The organism is Burkholderia sp. Bp9143, from assembly GCF_003853645.1.
Classification (GTDB): Bacteria; Pseudomonadota; Gammaproteobacteria; order Burkholderiales; family Burkholderiaceae; genus Burkholderia.
Genome location: NZ_QTPO01000091.1, coordinates 1 through 14435, shown reverse-complemented (window position 1 = coordinate 14435; position 14435 = coordinate 1). Strand labels below are relative to the sequence as shown.

Genomic DNA, 14435 nt, shown 5'->3' with positions numbered 1-14435 from the left:
GCCGCGTTCGCGAGCTGCGATCCGCTCAACTTCGGGTTGCGCTTCCATCACTTCATCGACGGGGCTAAACAGGGCGATGCGCCACCTGATATGCCGATACGCCGCGATGTTGAGTATCCAGTGACGAAGGCCTATACGGCGGCGATCAAGAAGGCACTCACCGGGATTGAGTGGGGCAAGTTCAATACATTGAGTGGAAAAATACCAATCACGCTAAAAAATAATATCAAACTCGCTGTTGGCGATATACTGAATACCGCCCTACACACGGGACCTTTCGGATTGCCGCGAGCGGGTACTGGTGATTTTTCAACGTCAGACGGCACACTTCCCGGAATCGACATTGTCAATGCAGATGACGGTGCAGTCAAATACAACATGCGCTCTGATGTCAGTGCATCATTTGTCGGCAGGTACTGGACAATAGCTATTCAGGAGCAGGAAATTACGAAGATCATTGCATCATCGAATAATACGACTACCTTGGATGGCACCCTGAAATCATTTGCCGACCTTCTTTACCATGAGGCACGGCATTGTCAACAGACATTCTGGATGACGGCGCTATTTAGACAACATTCAGCCGATTATGCAATGTTTGCTCATGCAACAAAAGTGTACAAGGGTAACACGCAGGAAGATGTCTTCAATGCGGCCAAAAATACCGTCATCCCAGACGATGCGCGAGTGACTGCGGGACTGCATCGCATGTTGATATTTAATTATCACTGGACGATTTCGTACATACAAAATCAACCGGGCGGAGCTTATGTGAAGCCCGACGTGTCAATTGCACAGGCCGAGGTGTGCAAACTGTTGAGGGTGTCGCCAGAAACGGCGGCCAAGATGGTGAGTTTCGAAGACGGTTACCGGAGCCAGTTACATGAAGAAGATGCCTACGCATGTGCGGAAGTGGTGCAGGATTATTGCAGCAAGCCTGATCGTACTTTCGTGCGTAACCCTGGCACATGCACAGGAGCCTACAGTGAATCACTTCGAGCCATTAGAGGAGGGATTTAGCATGCCCGCAACCGCTGACGAACAGCGAGCCGCAGTGCGAAGCATCCTTAAAACCGCGATGGCGATTCTACGCGATGATCAGCCATTCGATCCAAGCAGTACGGCCATTGGGCAGCTTTTTTCGACGTGGACTCAGAAATCCGTCTATGGTGCTATTTATCATTATGCCAATCGTTCCTTGGCCGAGACTACAGTTGAACTTTTAACGCGAACCGACCCGGAAGATTACAGTGATGATCGTTCGACGGTGAAGATCGTGCCGGCCAAAATAAGAATCCACTTTAGCCCTATGATCGCCGGCTTGCCCGACACAGAAATTAAAACCTTACTTCAACTAGAGGACTATTGGGTTGATGGGGATGGGTATCGTGAATGCGGGAATGAAATAATGGGACGCACCCCCGACGCCCCCAATTTACAGTCCTTTCGCTACCGCTCAAAAGATATTCCGGAGAGCAAATTCCCTGTTGATGTCGATCTTGGTTACATCAATCCAGTGGATGGATCATTTTCGCAAAAATTATGGATAATCGATATACGCCGCGCATATAAAATCTTGACGCCGAAGGAACGCGAACAGCGCCGCTTGGAAGAGCAACAGGCGAAGCGCCACAAATACGGGTTGATGAATCTGTGTACGGGGATGCTGTGTCCTGAAACGGGGATCTGGCAGGGATACACGAAGACTTCCAGTTCGGATATTCATATGATCCGGAAGGGACATAAATTCCCCGATGTCCGCACGCTAACCCCTCGGGAGCAAGCGGAGCGAAACCAGTACACGAACTTGTTTGAGCCGGGTCAGTGGATGTGGGTAAAGGAATATGTGGAGCCGGAGTGGATGAAGGAAGGCTGACAACGATCTCGCATTGCCGGACGTTCCCGCCCGCCCTCCTTTCTTTGCGATATCGACGTTTCACCGGAAAATTCCGGCGAGTTGAAGTGTACAGGGCAACACGCAGGAAGATGCCTTCAATGCGGCCAAAAATACCGTCATCCGAGACGATGCGCGAGTGACTGCGGGACTACATCGCATGTTGATATTTCACTATTACTGGATGATTTCATACATGCAAAATAAGACGGGCGGGAGCTATGTGAAACCTGATGTGCCGATTGCACAGGCCGAGGTGTGCAAGCTGTTGAGAGTGTCACCAGAAACGGCGGCCAAGATGGTGAGTTTCGAAGATGGATACAGGAGCCAGTTACATGAAGAAGATGCTTATGCGTGTGTGGCGGTGGTGCAAGCCTATTGGGACCGTCCTAATCGTGCTTTCGTGCGTAACCTCGGTACATGCACATGAGAATACGATGCTTCACTTAACGCCATTGGGGGAGGGGTTTGAAATGCAGACGACCGACGAAGAGCAGCGTGTCGTGCTGCGCACCATTCTCGAAGCAGCAATGGCAATCCTGCGCGATGATGCGCCATACGATCCTGAATTTATTGCCTTTGGAGCAAACTACACAACGTGGACACACCCCCCGGCAAAAGGGTTTCTCTATAAATACAAAAATCGTGCGCTGCGGGGTACGAAGATTGAGTTTTCCACAGGCGACGATCCGGAGGATTACAGTGACGATCGCGACAAGGTGAAGATTGTCCCGGCCGGAGTAAGAATTGTCGTTGACGCAAGGGTTGCCTATCTACCCGATACGGAAATCAAATCGCTTCTTCAGCTAGAGGACTATTGGATTGATCATCGAGGGAATCGTCGATATGGGAATGAAATAATGGGGTGCACCCCCGACGCTCCCAATTTGCAGTCCTTTCGCTACCGCTCAAAAGACATCCCGGGCAGTAAGTTTCCTATCGATGTCGAGCTTTTTTATATAAATCCCCCGGACGGATCATTTTCACCATTCCTTGATGAAGTTAGAATAAGCCGCACATACAAGATTTTGACGCCAGAAGAACGCGAACAGCGCCGGTTAGAAGAGCAACAAGCGAAGCGCCACAAATACGGACTGATGAATCTGTGTACGGGCATGCTGTGTCCTGAAACGGGGATCTGACAGGGATCTACCAAGACTTCCAGTTCGGATATTCATATGATCCGGAAGGGACATAAATTCCCCGATGTCCGCACGCTGACCCCTCGGGAGCAAGCGGAGCGAAACCAGTACACGAACTTGTTTGAGCCGGGTCAGTGGATGTGGGTAAAGGAATATGTGGAGCCGGAGTGGATGAAGGAAGGCTGACCCGGATCAAGCGTGAGCCGGAAAGACGAAAGTCCATAAGCAAAATCGCGCTCAAGACATACCTTCCGAACAAACCGGAATCTTGTCCGCGAATCGATGGACTCCCCCCGTCATCGCCGGCCATTCAGGCCGTGGGCTTCCCCGCAAACCGCGCGGTCGGCAACCCCGCATGGCGCGTCTGCGCGACGAACACGCCGCCGGCATCGGCATCGCTCGCCAGCGCATCGTCGCTCAACCCAACCCGCGCGCTCGTCACGTACAACCGGCCTTCGCCATCGAGCGTCACGCAGCTCGGCTGCGCGGTCGGCACCGCGATGCGTTCCGTCTCGACGCCGTCCGCGGCATAGCGCACCACCCGCCCGCCGCCCCACTGCGCGTTCCACAGGCCGCCGTCGCGGTCCATCGTCGAACCGTCCGGGTCGCCGTCCGCATCGGTCAGCCGCGCGAACGACCGCACGCCGGCCACACCCGCGCGGCCGTAATCGCACACGAGGATTTCACGCACGAGCGAATCGCAGAAGTACATCTTCGAGCCGTCCGGCGAGAACGCGATGCTGTTCGCGATCGCGGCCGGCGGCAACGCAAGCCGTTCGAGCGTGAGGTCGGCATTGAGCCGGTAAAACCCGCCGACCGCGCGCGGCGGATCACCGCCCTCGTCCTTCATCCCGAACACGAACGCGCCGGACGGATCGCAGCGCCCGTCGTTCAGGCGCGTCGGCAATTCGGGTTCGACGTCGACGATCCGCGTGAACGCGCCGCTGCGCAGGTCAAAGAACGCGAGATGCGTCGCGAGCCCGACGAGCAGCACGTCCGGATCGTGCGTCAGCGCGAAGCACGCAAGCCGTTCGGGCATCGGCCACTGCGCGAGGTCCGAGCCGTCCGCGCGGCAGCGCCAAAGTCGCGCGCCTTCGATATCCACCCAGTACAGCGCGTGCGTCTTGTCGCACCACGTCGCGCCTTCGCCGAGCGTGTTGCGGGTGTTCGCCAGCAGCGTCGCCGACGCGGCCGGATCAATCTGTTGCATTCCGTCTCCCGATATTTATTGCATTCGCGTGCGGCCGCGCATTCGTCAGATCTTCATCGCGCGGCGCTGGTTGCGACGATACTGGTCGAACAGCACCGCGAGCAACAGAATTCCGCCGCGTATCAGATATTGGTAAAAGGTCGGCACGTTCAGCAGGCTCATCGCGTCCTGCACCGAGCCCATGATCAGCACGCCGACCAGCACGCCGGAGATCGTCGCGACGCCACCCGTCAGCGACACGCCGCCGAGCACGCACGCGGAGATCACGCCGAGCTCGAGGCCGACCGACGTCTTCGGATCGCCGAGGCTCATCCGCGACGCGAGCATCACGCCGGCGAAGCCGGTCACGAGCCCCTGCAGCACAAACACCGCGATCTTGATGCGCATCACCGGCAGCCCCGCGAGCAACGCGGCCTCGCCGTTGCCGCCGACGGCCAGCACGTTCTTGCCGAACACCGTCTTGCGCAGCAGGAAGCCGAACACGACGAAGCCGACGATGTTGCTCCAGATCGGATACGAGATGCCGAGGAACGAGCCGGAACCGAGCTCGAAGAAGCGTTCCTCGGAGATCATCACCGCGTCGCCGTTCGACGTGATGAACGCGAGCCCGCGCACGACTTCCATCATCGCGAGCGTGACGATCAGCGAGTTGATCCGCCAGCGCGCGATCAGCACGCCGTTCACGAGCCCGACCGCGCCGCCCGCGAGAATGCCGGCCACGGTGCCGAACAGCACGCTGTGCGTCGCGGTGATCAGCGTCGACGCGACGACGCCCGAGAACGCGACGATCGACGCGACCGACAGATCGACTTCGCCGAGCGCGAGCACGAACATCATGGTCACCGCGATCGAGCCGATCAGCGTGACCGACAGCAGCAGGCCCTGGATGTTGCGCGGCGTGAGGAAGTCCGGCACGGTCAGCGACAGCGTCGCGAACAGCACGAGGAACACCATCACGATGCCGGAGCGGTTGATCAGCTGCCACATGCCGCCGCGCGCTCGCGCGGGCGCGGCTGCGGTGGCATCGGGGGATGGGGAAGTACGTTGGGGTTGCATTGCCTGGCTCATAACGTTTGCATTCCGGTTGACTGCTGGCCGCCTAGCGCGGCAGCGCGAGCTTGATCAGCGCGTCGGGCGTCGCCTGCGCCTTCGCCACCTCGCCCGCGATCCGTCCTTCCTTCATCACGATGATCCGGTCCGACACGCCGATCACCTCGGCCAGATCGCTCGACACGAGGATCACCGTGCGGCCCGCTTCCGCGAGTTCGTAGAACAGGTTGTAGATTTCCGCGCGCGCGCCGACGTCGATGCCGCGTGTCGGCTCGTCCATCAGGAACACGTCGATGCGCTCGGCCAGCCAGCGCGCGAGCACGACCTTCTGCTGGTTGCCGCCCGACAGCGCGCCGATCGGCGTGTCGCCGTCGGGGGTCTTGATCGCGAGCCGCTCGATGTAGCGCTGCGCGAGTTCGCGTTCGCGCCGCGCGTCGAGCAGCATGCGCGCCGGGCTGAAATGACGGCGCGCGCTGATGTTCAGGTTGTCGGCCACCGACGCGATCGCGACGATGCCTTCCTGCTTGCGGTCCTCGGGGCACAGCGCGATGCCGGCGCGCACCGCATGACGCGGGCTCCCGAACGCGACGCGCTTCCCGCCCAGCTCCACATGCCCGCCGCTCGGGCGCGCCGCGCCGTACAGCAGCTTCATCAGCTCCGAACGGCCGGCGCCGACGAGCCCGAAGAAGCCGACGATCTCGCCGCGCCGCGCGACGAACGACACCGGCTCGGACAAGCCGGGCCCCGTCAGCCCCTTCGCCTCGATCAGCACGTCGCCGGTCGTGCGCGGCCGGTAGCCGTACACGTCCTCGATCGAGCGGCCGACCATGCAGCCGATCAGCCGGTCGCGGTCGAGGTCGGCGACCGATTCGAAGGTCTCGATCCGGCGGCCGTCGCGGAACACCGTCACGCGGTCGCACAGCGCGTCGACTTCCTCCATCCGGTGCGTGACGTAGATGATCGCGCGGCCCTCCGCGCGCAGCGAACGGATGATCCGGAACAGCTGCGTCGTCTCGCGCGCGGACAGCGAACTCGTCGGTTCGTCGAACGCGATCACGCGCGCGTCGCGCATCAGCGCCTTGCCGATCTCGATCATCTGGCGCTGGCCGATCGACAGGTACTTCACCGGGATGTCCGGATCGATGTGCTCGCCGAGCCGCTCCAGCGCATCGAGCGCGCGCACCGCGAGCGCGCGCTCGTCGACCACGCCGAGCCGGCTCGGCAACTGCCCGAGCATCAGGTTCTCCGCGACCGTCAGCTCCGGCACCAGATGCAGCTCCTGGTAGATGATCGCGATGCCGGCCTCGAGCGCGGCGCGCGTCGACGTGAAGCGCTGCACCGCGCCGTTCAGCGTCAGCGTGCCGGCCTGCGGCTGGTTCACGCCGGACAGCACCTTCAGCAGCGTCGACTTGCCCGCGCCGTTCTCGCCCATCAGCCCGTGCACTTCGCCCGCGCGCACCGACAGCGACACGGCGTCGAGCGCGCGCACGCCCGGGAACGTCACCGTAATGCCGTCGAGCGCGAGCAGCGCGTCGCCGGGCGGCGGCGCAGCGGCGCCGGGCGTGGCCGCGTCGTCGTTTCCGGACACGACCGTCATCGTCTGCATCGTCATCGCGTCGTCGCCCCGCACGCTCAGATGCCGAGTTCGGCGCGCACGGCCTGCCAGTTCGCGCGCGTCATCAGCTTGCCGCTCGTCTGCGTGTCGGCCGGCGGCGCCTTGCCGTTGCGGATCCAGTCGACGAGGTTCTGCGTGCTGTCCTTGCCGTGGTTCGTCGAGCTGACCGCAATCGTCCCGTAGAAGCCGGTCGGCTCCTTCTTCTGGAATTCGGCGAACGCCTCGCCCGCGCCGTTGATGCCGACGCCGATCACGTCGGCCGCCGGGATGTGCAGCTGTTCGGTCGCGCGCACCGCGCCGAGCACGGTTTCCTCGTTCAGCGCGTAGACCACCCACTTCTTGATGTTCGGATGGCGCGCGAGCACCGGCGCGGCCGCGCTGAAGCCGCCTTCGTCGTCGGTCGTCTTCTGCGGCGCGTCGAAGATGTTTTCCTTGCGGAAGCCGTTCGCGAGCAGCGCCTGCGTCGCGCCGTCGGTGCGCAGCTTCGCGGTCGGCAGCTCATAGTTGGTGACGCGCAGCGCACCGACTTCTTCCGGCTTCCAGCCGCGTCGCTTCATCTCGTCGGCGATCGCCTGGCCGACCTGGTTGCCGATCTTGGTCGCCGACATCCCGAGGTGCGGCACGTTCGGCAGCGGCTTGCCGGTCGAGTCGACGAGCTGATCGTCGACCGTCACGAACTTCATGTTGTAGCGCTTCGCGCGCGACGCGATCGCCGGCCCGAGGCGCACGTCGGGTGCGCAGATCACGAAGCCCTGCGCGCCTTGCGAACCGAGGTTGTCGATCGCGGCGAGCACCTTCTCGCCGTCCGGCGTGCCGATCTTCACGACCGAGAAGTTCTCCTTCTGGCCGAGCGCGGACGCCGCGTTCTGCTCGTTGATGAACCATGCCTGCTCGGGCATCTTCACCAGGAAGCCGATCTTCAGCGGCGCGTCGGCGTGTGCGGCGCCCTGCATCCCGAGCGGCGCGAGGCAAAGCGCGGCCAGCAGCGCGCGCAGGGTGTGTCGGCGAATCGTGCGGTTCATGCGTGTCTCCTTGTATTGGCTTGGGTCTTCAACATCCGTCGTGCACGGTCGCGCTCGCGATGGAGCGCGCCTGCACGTTTTCAGCGGCCGAACGCGTCGGTCCCGACGCGCCGCCCGAACAGGAACGCGTCGGCGACGAGCCGCAACGGCCGTACGTCGACGTCGCTTTGGCCGCGCGCGATCAGCGCGCGGAATTGCGCATACAGCGCAGGATACTCGCGCTCCGGCCCGATCTCGACCGGCGCGCCGTCGATCGACAACTGCGCGCCGCCGCGGCTGATCGCGAGCACGCCGTCCGAGGTGTCGACCGCGATCTCCCATTGCTCGACGGGGCCGTGGCGCCAGTCGAATTCCGCCCGCACGGGCACGCCGTCGGTATCGGCGCAATCGAGCTCGGCCGCGATCGGCATCTGCGCGTCGCTCGGCACGTAGAGCGTCGCTTCGCGCAGCACGAGTTCGCGCGGCAGGATCCGCGTGACGATCGACAGCGCGTTGATGCCCGGATCGAACACGCCGAGGCCGCCGGGCTCCCAAATCCACTGCTGCCCCGGATGCCAGCGCCGCACGTCTTCCTTCCAGCGCACCTGCACCGCGCGGATCGTGCGCGTCGCGAGCCACGCGCGCGCCGGTTCCACCGCGCTCGCGCAGCGCGAATGCCAGGTCGCGAACAGCGTGAGGCCGCGTTCGCGCGCGAGCGCATCCAGCGCGGCCACTTCGCCGAGCGTCGCGCCCGGCGGCTTCTCGAGCATCACGTGCTTGCCGGCTTCGAGCGCCGCGCGTGCCTGCGCGTAGCGCACCTGCGGCGGCGCGCACAGCGACACCGCATCGAGCTCGCGCTCGGCGGCCAGCAGCGCGCTCAGGTCCTGATAGTTGCGCACGCCATTGACTTCCGCGTGACGGCTCGCGCACGCGGTCAGCACGAAGCCCGGTTCGGCGGCGATCGCCGGCAGATGCTGGTCGCGCGCGATCTTGCCGATCCCGATCACGCCCAGTGAAATCACGTCGCTCATCAGAATTTGCTCCGAGAAACTCCACCGTTGATGGCGGGAAGGAAAGGAGTGCTGTTGACAGGCAGCTTCTTCCACGAGTTAGGATCACCGGCATGATCCTTGTTTACCGCTACCGGGTTAAGTCGCTCAACGGACTGCTTAACAAGCGGAGCCGAGCGGTGAACTACGTCTGGAACTTCTGCAACGACACGCAGAAGCACGCGCTTAAATGGAGCAAAAAATGGCCGACGGGCTTTGACCTGAACGTGCTGACGACCGGCAGCAGCAAGGAGCTCGGCATCCACTCCGGCACAGTCAACGCAACTTGCGAGCAATACGCGAAGTCGCGCAGTCAGCACCGACGTCCGTACCTGCGCTATCGCGGCAGGAAATCGCTTGGCTGGGTGCCGCTGAGGGGCCGCGATCTGAAGCGCGAGGGCGACGCATTTCGCTTCGCCGGCAACACCTTTCGCGTGTTCAACAGCCGGCCGCTTCCCGAACTCAAGATCAAGGACGGAACCAACTTTGCGCAGGATGCGCGGGGCAACTGGTTTCTCAACATCGTGATCGAAATGCCCGATGTTCAGGCTCGCCAGATCCGTTCCGGTGTCGGCATTGATCTCGGCCTGAAAGACTTCGCCACACTTTCGACGGGCGAGAAGCTGCCCAACGACCAATTCGGGCGTCGTGCAGCGGACAAGCTCGCGAAAGCCCAGCGGGCGCGAAAGCACAAGCGGCATATCGCGAAGCTGCACGCCAAGGTCGCGAATGCCCGTGCCGATTTCCAGCACAAGCTCGCGCTCGATCTGGTGCGGCGCTTCGATTACATCGCGGTCGGCAACGTGTCGGCCGCGAAGCTCGCCAGAACCAGCATGGCGAAGAGCGTCTACGACGCATCCTGGTCGTCCTTCCGAAACAAGCTCCGTTACAAGGCGATCGCGCACGGGGCCACGTTCGAGGAAGTCGACGAAAGCGGTTCCACCCAGTCCTGTTCGGCGTGCGGGTCGAAAGACAGCACGACGCGGCCGAAAGGTATCGCGGGGCTGCGAGTAAGAGAGTGGGCCTGCAGTGACTGTGGTGTCGTGCATGATCGAGATACCAACGCTGCTGTGAACATTCTCCGATGCGGACGTGCATCGCCAGGTGTGGGAATCCTCCGCCTTTAGGCGGAGGAGGACGTCAACTGCGTTCCTCCTTCGCCACGCGCTCAGTGCGCCCAGCGCAGCACGAGCGGATCGAGCCGGCGCGCGATCGCGATCAACTCCGCGCGCGTGTCCGGATGCAGTTCCGGCATCGGATGCCGCGGCCGCTCGCACGCGATCACGCCGCCTTCGCGCATCAGCGCCTTCGCGGTGAGGATCCCGGACTGGCGGTTCTCGTGATTGATCAGCGGCAGCCACGCCTGATAGCGCGCGAACGCATCGTCGTGCCGTCCTTCGCGGAACGCCTCGAGGATCGGCCGGATGCCGTCGGGAAACCCGCCGCCCGTCATCGCGCCGGTCGCGCCGGCATGCAGGTCGGCGAGCAGCGTGATCGCCTCCTCGCCGTCCCACGGCCCTTCGATCGCGTCGCCGCCGAGCCGGATCAGCTCGCGCAGCTTGTTCGCCGCACCCGGCGTCTCGATCTTGAAGTACGCGACCTGTTCGATCTCGCGCGCCATTCGTGCGAGAAACGGTGCGGACAGCGCGGTGCCGCTCGCGGGTGCGTCCTGGATCATGATCGGGATGTCGATCGCATCCGACACGCGCGCATAGAAGTCGAAGATCTGCGCTTCAGGCACGCGGAACGTCGCGCCGTGATACGGCGGCATCGCCATCACCATCGCCGCGCCGAGCTGCTGCGCGCGCAGGCTGCGCGCCGCGCACACCTGCGTGCCGTAGTGCGACGTCGTGACGATCACCGGCACGCGGCCGGCGACGTGTTCGAGGATCGTGCGCGTGAGCACGTCGCGTTCGTCGTCGGTGATCGCGAATTGCTCGGAGAAGTTCGCGAGGATGCACAGCCCGTCCGACCCCGCGTCGATCATGAAATCGACCGCGCGCTTCTGGCTCGCGAGATCGAGCTCGCCGGTGTCGGAAAACGTCGTCGGGACGACGGGGAAGATGCCGCGATAGCGCGGCGTGCTGCTCGATGTCATGGTTTGCGTCCTGCGTCGGCCTCGATGGCAGGCCGTCATGCGTTCACGGTTTCACACCCTTGCGTTGCGCGGACCGTTGCCCGCGCCCGCCTGCCTGCCGCTCAATGCGAATGGCTCGGCACATCGGCGCCGCGCGTGCCCACCAGGAAGTCGAGGTCGCATCCCTCGTCGGCCTGCAGCACGTGATCGATATACAGCCGCGCATAGCCGCCCTTGCCGAGCTGCCCGGCCACGCCCGGCGCCGCGGTCGGATCGACGTCCGACAAACGGCGCTGCAGTTCGTCATCCGAAATGTCCAGATGCAGCGTGCCGGCCTCGCAGTCGAGTTCGATCCAGTCGCCGTTGCGCACCGCCGCGAGCGGCCCGCCGGCAGCCGCTTCCGGCGCGACGTGCAGCACGACCGTGCCGTACGCGGTGCCGCTCATCCGCGCATCGGAGATCCGCACCATGTCCTTCACGCCCTGGCGCAGCAGCTTCGGCGGCAGCCCCATGTTGCCGACCTCGGCCATCCCCGGATAACCGCGCGGCCCGCAGTTCTTCAGCACGAGCACCGAACTCGCATCGACGTCGAGCGCTTCGTCGTTGATCGTCGCCTTGTAGTGATCGAGGTTCTCGAACACCACCGCGCGACCACGATGCTTCAGCAGCTCGGGGCTCGCCGCCGACGGCTTCAGCACCGCGCCACGCGGCGCGAGATTGCCGCGCAGGATGCAGATGCCGCCGTCCGCGATCAGCGGCCGGTCGAGCGGGCGGATCACCTCGTCGTCGTAGTTCGGCGCTTCGCGCACGTTGTCCCACAGCGACTTGCCGTTGACCGTCAGCGCGTCCGGGTGCGGCAGCAGCCCGCCTTCGCCGAGCCGGCGCAGCACGGCCGGCAGCCCGCCCGCGTAATAGAACTCCTCCATCAGGAAGCGCCCCGACGGCATCAGGTCGACGATCGTCGGCGTGTCGCGGCCGATGCGCATCCAGTCTTCCAGTTCGAGCGGCACGCCGATGCGGCCCGCGATCGCCTTCAGGTGGATCACCGCATTGGTCGAGCCGCCGATCGCCGCGTTCGCGCGGATCGCGTTCTCGAACGCGGCGCGCGTCAGGACCTTCGACAGCACGAGCCCTTCGAGCGCCATTTCGACGATGCGGATGCCCGACATGTGCGCGAGCACGTAGCGGCGCGAATCGACGGCCGGAATCGCCGCGTTGTGCGGCAGCGCGACACCGAGCGCCTCGGCCATGCACGCCATCGTCGACGCGGTGCCCATCGTGTTGCAGGTGCCGGCCGAGCGCGACATGCCGGCTTCGGCCGACAGGAAGTGATGCAGGTCGATCTCGCCGGCCTTCAGCGCTTCGTGCAGTTGCCACACCGCCGTACCCGAGCCGATGTTCTTGCCCTCGAGCTTGCCGTTCAGCATCGGCCCGCCCGACACGACGATCGCCGGCACGTCGCAGCTCGCCGCGCCCATCAGCAGCGCGGGCGTCGTCTTGTCGCAGCCGGCGAGCAGCACGACCGCGTCGATCGGATTGCCGCGGATCGCTTCCTCGACGTCCATCGACGCCAGGTTGCGCGTGAGCATCGCCGACGGCCGCAGATTCGATTCACCGTTCGAGAACACCGGGAACTCGACCGGGAAGCCGCCGGCTTCGGAGATCCCGCGCTTCACGTGCTCGGCGAGCTTGCGGAAGTGCGCATTGCACGGCGTCAGTTCGGACCACGTGTTGCAGATGCCGATGATCGGCCGGCCGTCGAACTCGTGATCGGGAATGCCCTGGTTCTTCATCCAGCTCCGGTACATGAAGCCGTTCTTGTCGTTGGTGCCGAACCATTGGGTGGAGCGCAGCCTGGGTTTCGTTGCGGACATCGTCAGTCCTGTGGTGACGGGATACCGGCGCAGTCTAGGCAGAATTTTGATAACTGGCTAATGACGTTTTAGGCGATTACGATATCGATTCTGATATCGATATAAACCCGTACGATGCACGAAGCCAGCCCGTGGGGAAACCGCAGCCGCCTGAAGACGCGCCAGCTCCTGCTGGTTGTCGCGCTCGCCGACGAAGGCAGCATTCACCGCGCGGCGGCCGCGCTGAACATGACGCAGCCGGCCGCGTCGAAGCTGCTGCGCGAGCTCGAGGAATCGATCGGCGCGGTGCTGTTCGAGCGGCTGCCGCGCGGGATGCGGCCGACGCTGTACGGCGACGCGCTGATCCGCCACGCGCGCGCGGCGCTCGGCAGCCTTGATCAGGCGCGCGAGGAGTTGGCCGCGCTGAAGGCCGGCCATCTCGGGCATGTGGCGGTGGGCGCGATCACGTCGCCGGGGCTGCGGCTCGTGCCGCCGGCCGTCGCCGCGGTGAAGGGCACGCATGCGAACGTGCGCGTGTCCGTCGAGATCGACACGAGCAACGCGCTGCTCGAACACCTCGCGCAGGACAAGCTCGACATCGTGCTCGGCCGGCTGTCCGCCGAACACGACAAGCTGCACCTGCGCTACGAGCCGCTGACCGGCGAGCCGGTCGCCGCGGTCGTGCGGCCGGGCCATCCGCTGCTCGCGCAGGCGCCGCTGTCGCTCGCCGACGTGCAGCGTGCCGCGTGGGTGATGCCGCCGGCCGGCAGCGTGCTGCGCCACCGCTTCGAGCTCGTGTTCCAGCGCGCGAGCCTGGCGCCGCCCGTGAACGTGGTCGAGACGGCCGCGCTGCTGTTCATCACGCAACTGATCGAGCAGAGCGACATGATCGCGGTGCTCGCGGAAGATGTCGCGCTGTACTACGCGCGACACGGCATCGTCTCGGTGCTGCCGTTGCAGATGGATTGCCGGATGGACGATTTCGGGATCATCACGCGCACCGACCGGCTGCCTTCGCCGGCCGTCGAGGTGATGGCCGATGCGATTCGCGCGGCCGCGCGGGAGGTTTACGGAGTCGCGTTGTAACGCGGCGGCCTCGGGTTCGTGTGGGCCGCGTGCCCGTTGAAGGGCCCCTTGCAGGTACGGTGAATCCGTGCACTTTTCCTTTATTTTCAACGGCTAAGCATTTCGTGTCTGCGCGTACGGATGGCTTTACTGATTCCAGAAAAAGAAAAGGAGCCGCGCGGCCGCTTGTTCTCAGCGTTGACGCAACACCCCCTTAGCTACCTGCCGCACACCTGAAGCGTCGCGCTCAGTGTAGAAGCTTCAGCTCCGCCTTTTAGCCTGCCCTGCAACCCACGCTGACAGAGCTATCGGAGCCGTCCTGACGACGTTCTGAACCGGTGGCCCGTCTGAATCAATGCAGCCGGTGCGCAGTCACGGTCGGCGCTTCAAATCCCGCTATCCAGTCGGGCCTGAATAATTCGTTTTGTGCGACTCTGGCTGTTATGCCGCGACGACGGTAGCCGTCGAGCGGTTGATCA

At 63.5% G+C, this 14435-nt stretch carries 12 protein-coding genes and 1 pseudogene; 6 read left to right on the top strand and 7 right to left on the bottom strand.

Features of this window, described 5'->3' with window-relative positions:
- The 4 genes and pseudogenes from DIE23_RS40625 to DIE23_RS37965 all read left to right on the top strand — a co-directional run.
- Nucleotides 1–1020, top strand: a pseudogene (locus DIE23_RS40625) (type VI secretion system tip protein VgrG); the annotation flags it as partial.
- Between the two features lies 1 nt (nt 1021).
- A complete protein-coding gene (locus tag DIE23_RS37975) occupies nt 1022–1876 on the top strand; it encodes a hypothetical protein (protein ID WP_124617906.1) in 855 nt (284 codons plus the stop codon).
- 214 nt (nt 1877–2090) lie between these two features.
- Nucleotides 2091–2324 carry a hypothetical protein gene (locus DIE23_RS37970; protein WP_260436360.1) on the top strand — a complete coding sequence of 78 codons (234 nt, stop codon included), beginning with the start codon at nt 2091–2093 and terminating at the stop codon, nt 2322–2324.
- 7 nt (nt 2325–2331) lie between these two features.
- Complete coding sequence (locus DIE23_RS37965; RefSeq protein ID WP_260436359.1) at nt 2332–3036, top strand: hypothetical protein; 705 nt, start codon at nt 2332–2334, stop codon at nt 3034–3036.
- A gap of 310 nt (nt 3037–3346) precedes the next feature.
- Here DIE23_RS37965 and DIE23_RS37960 read toward each other — a convergent pair whose 3' ends face one another.
- The 5 genes from DIE23_RS37960 to DIE23_RS37940 all read right to left on the bottom strand — a co-directional run bounded on the left by DIE23_RS37960 (nt 3347) and on the right by DIE23_RS37940 (nt 8943).
- Nucleotides 3347–4246 carry an SMP-30/gluconolactonase/LRE family protein gene (locus DIE23_RS37960; protein WP_124617904.1) on the bottom strand — a complete coding sequence of 300 codons (900 nt, stop codon included), beginning with the start codon at nt 4244–4246 and terminating at the stop codon, nt 3347–3349.
- Between the two features lie 45 nt (nt 4247–4291).
- Nucleotides 4292–5314: an L-arabinose ABC transporter permease AraH gene (gene araH / locus DIE23_RS37955; RefSeq protein WP_124617903.1), complete on the bottom strand. Its 1023-nt coding sequence runs from the start codon at nt 5312–5314 to the stop codon at nt 4292–4294.
- 31 nt (nt 5315–5345) lie between these two features.
- On the bottom strand, nt 5346–6908 hold the full coding sequence (gene araG, locus DIE23_RS37950; protein WP_124617901.1) for an L-arabinose ABC transporter ATP-binding protein AraG: 1563 nt from the start codon (nt 6906–6908) through the stop codon (nt 5346–5348).
- A gap of 20 nt (nt 6909–6928) precedes the next feature.
- On the bottom strand, nt 6929–7933 hold the full coding sequence (locus DIE23_RS37945; RefSeq protein WP_124617899.1) for an arabinose ABC transporter substrate-binding protein: 1005 nt from the start codon (nt 7931–7933) through the stop codon (nt 6929–6931).
- Nucleotides 7934–8013: 80 nt separating this feature from the next.
- Complete coding sequence (locus DIE23_RS37940; RefSeq protein WP_124617897.1) at nt 8014–8943, bottom strand: Gfo/Idh/MocA family protein; 930 nt, start codon at nt 8941–8943, stop codon at nt 8014–8016.
- 92 nt (nt 8944–9035) lie between these two features.
- Here DIE23_RS37940 and DIE23_RS37935 point away from each other — a divergent pair, with 92 nt between their 5' ends.
- Nucleotides 9036–10088: an RNA-guided endonuclease TnpB family protein gene (locus DIE23_RS37935; protein ID WP_124617895.1), complete on the top strand. Its 1053-nt coding sequence runs from the start codon at nt 9036–9038 to the stop codon at nt 10086–10088.
- A gap of 41 nt (nt 10089–10129) precedes the next feature.
- Here DIE23_RS37935 and DIE23_RS37930 read toward each other — a convergent pair whose 3' ends face one another.
- Together DIE23_RS37930 and DIE23_RS37925 are read right to left on the bottom strand one after the other, a co-directional pair.
- Nucleotides 10130–11059, bottom strand: a complete 930-nt coding sequence (locus DIE23_RS37930) for a dihydrodipicolinate synthase family protein (RefSeq protein WP_124617893.1) — start codon at nt 11057–11059, stop codon at nt 10130–10132.
- A gap of 101 nt (nt 11060–11160) precedes the next feature.
- Nucleotides 11161–12912: an IlvD/Edd family dehydratase gene (locus DIE23_RS37925; protein WP_124485999.1), complete on the bottom strand. Its 1752-nt coding sequence runs from the start codon at nt 12910–12912 to the stop codon at nt 11161–11163.
- Nucleotides 12913–13026: 114 nt separating this feature from the next.
- Here DIE23_RS37925 and DIE23_RS37920 point away from each other — a divergent pair, with 114 nt between their 5' ends.
- On the top strand, nt 13027–13977 hold the full coding sequence (locus tag DIE23_RS37920; protein WP_124617891.1) for a LysR substrate-binding domain-containing protein: 951 nt from the start codon (nt 13027–13029) through the stop codon (nt 13975–13977).
- The last annotated feature ends 458 nt before the right edge of the window (nt 13978–14435 follow it).

Coding starts and splice junctions, on each gene's coding strand:
- DIE23_RS37975 (WP_124617906.1), top strand. CDS start 1,022: ATGCCCGCAACCGCTGACGAACAGCGAGCCGCAGTGCGAAGCATCCTT.
- DIE23_RS37970 (WP_260436360.1), top strand. CDS start 2,091: ATGCAAAATAAGACGGGCGGGAGCTATGTGAAACCTGATGTGCCGATT.
- DIE23_RS37965 (WP_260436359.1), top strand. CDS start 2,332: ATGCTTCACTTAACGCCATTGGGGGAGGGGTTTGAAATGCAGACGACC.
- DIE23_RS37960 (WP_124617904.1), bottom strand. CDS start 4,246: ATGCAACAGATTGATCCGGCCGCGTCGGCGACGCTGCTGGCGAACACC.
- araH (WP_124617903.1), bottom strand. CDS start 5,314: ATGAGCCAGGCAATGCAACCCCAACGTACTTCCCCATCCCCCGATGCC.
- araG (WP_124617901.1), bottom strand. CDS start 6,908: ATGACGATGCAGACGATGACGGTCGTGTCCGGAAACGACGACGCGGCC.
- DIE23_RS37945 (WP_124617899.1), bottom strand. CDS start 7,933: ATGAACCGCACGATTCGCCGACACACCCTGCGCGCGCTGCTGGCCGCG.
- DIE23_RS37940 (WP_124617897.1), bottom strand. CDS start 8,943: ATGAGCGACGTGATTTCACTGGGCGTGATCGGGATCGGCAAGATCGCG.
- DIE23_RS37935 (WP_124617895.1), top strand. CDS start 9,036: ATGATCCTTGTTTACCGCTACCGGGTTAAGTCGCTCAACGGACTGCTT.
- DIE23_RS37930 (WP_124617893.1), bottom strand. CDS start 11,059: ATGACATCGAGCAGCACGCCGCGCTATCGCGGCATCTTCCCCGTCGTC.
- DIE23_RS37925 (WP_124485999.1), bottom strand. CDS start 12,912: ATGTCCGCAACGAAACCCAGGCTGCGCTCCACCCAATGGTTCGGCACC.
- DIE23_RS37920 (WP_124617891.1), top strand. CDS start 13,027: ATGCACGAAGCCAGCCCGTGGGGAAACCGCAGCCGCCTGAAGACGCGC.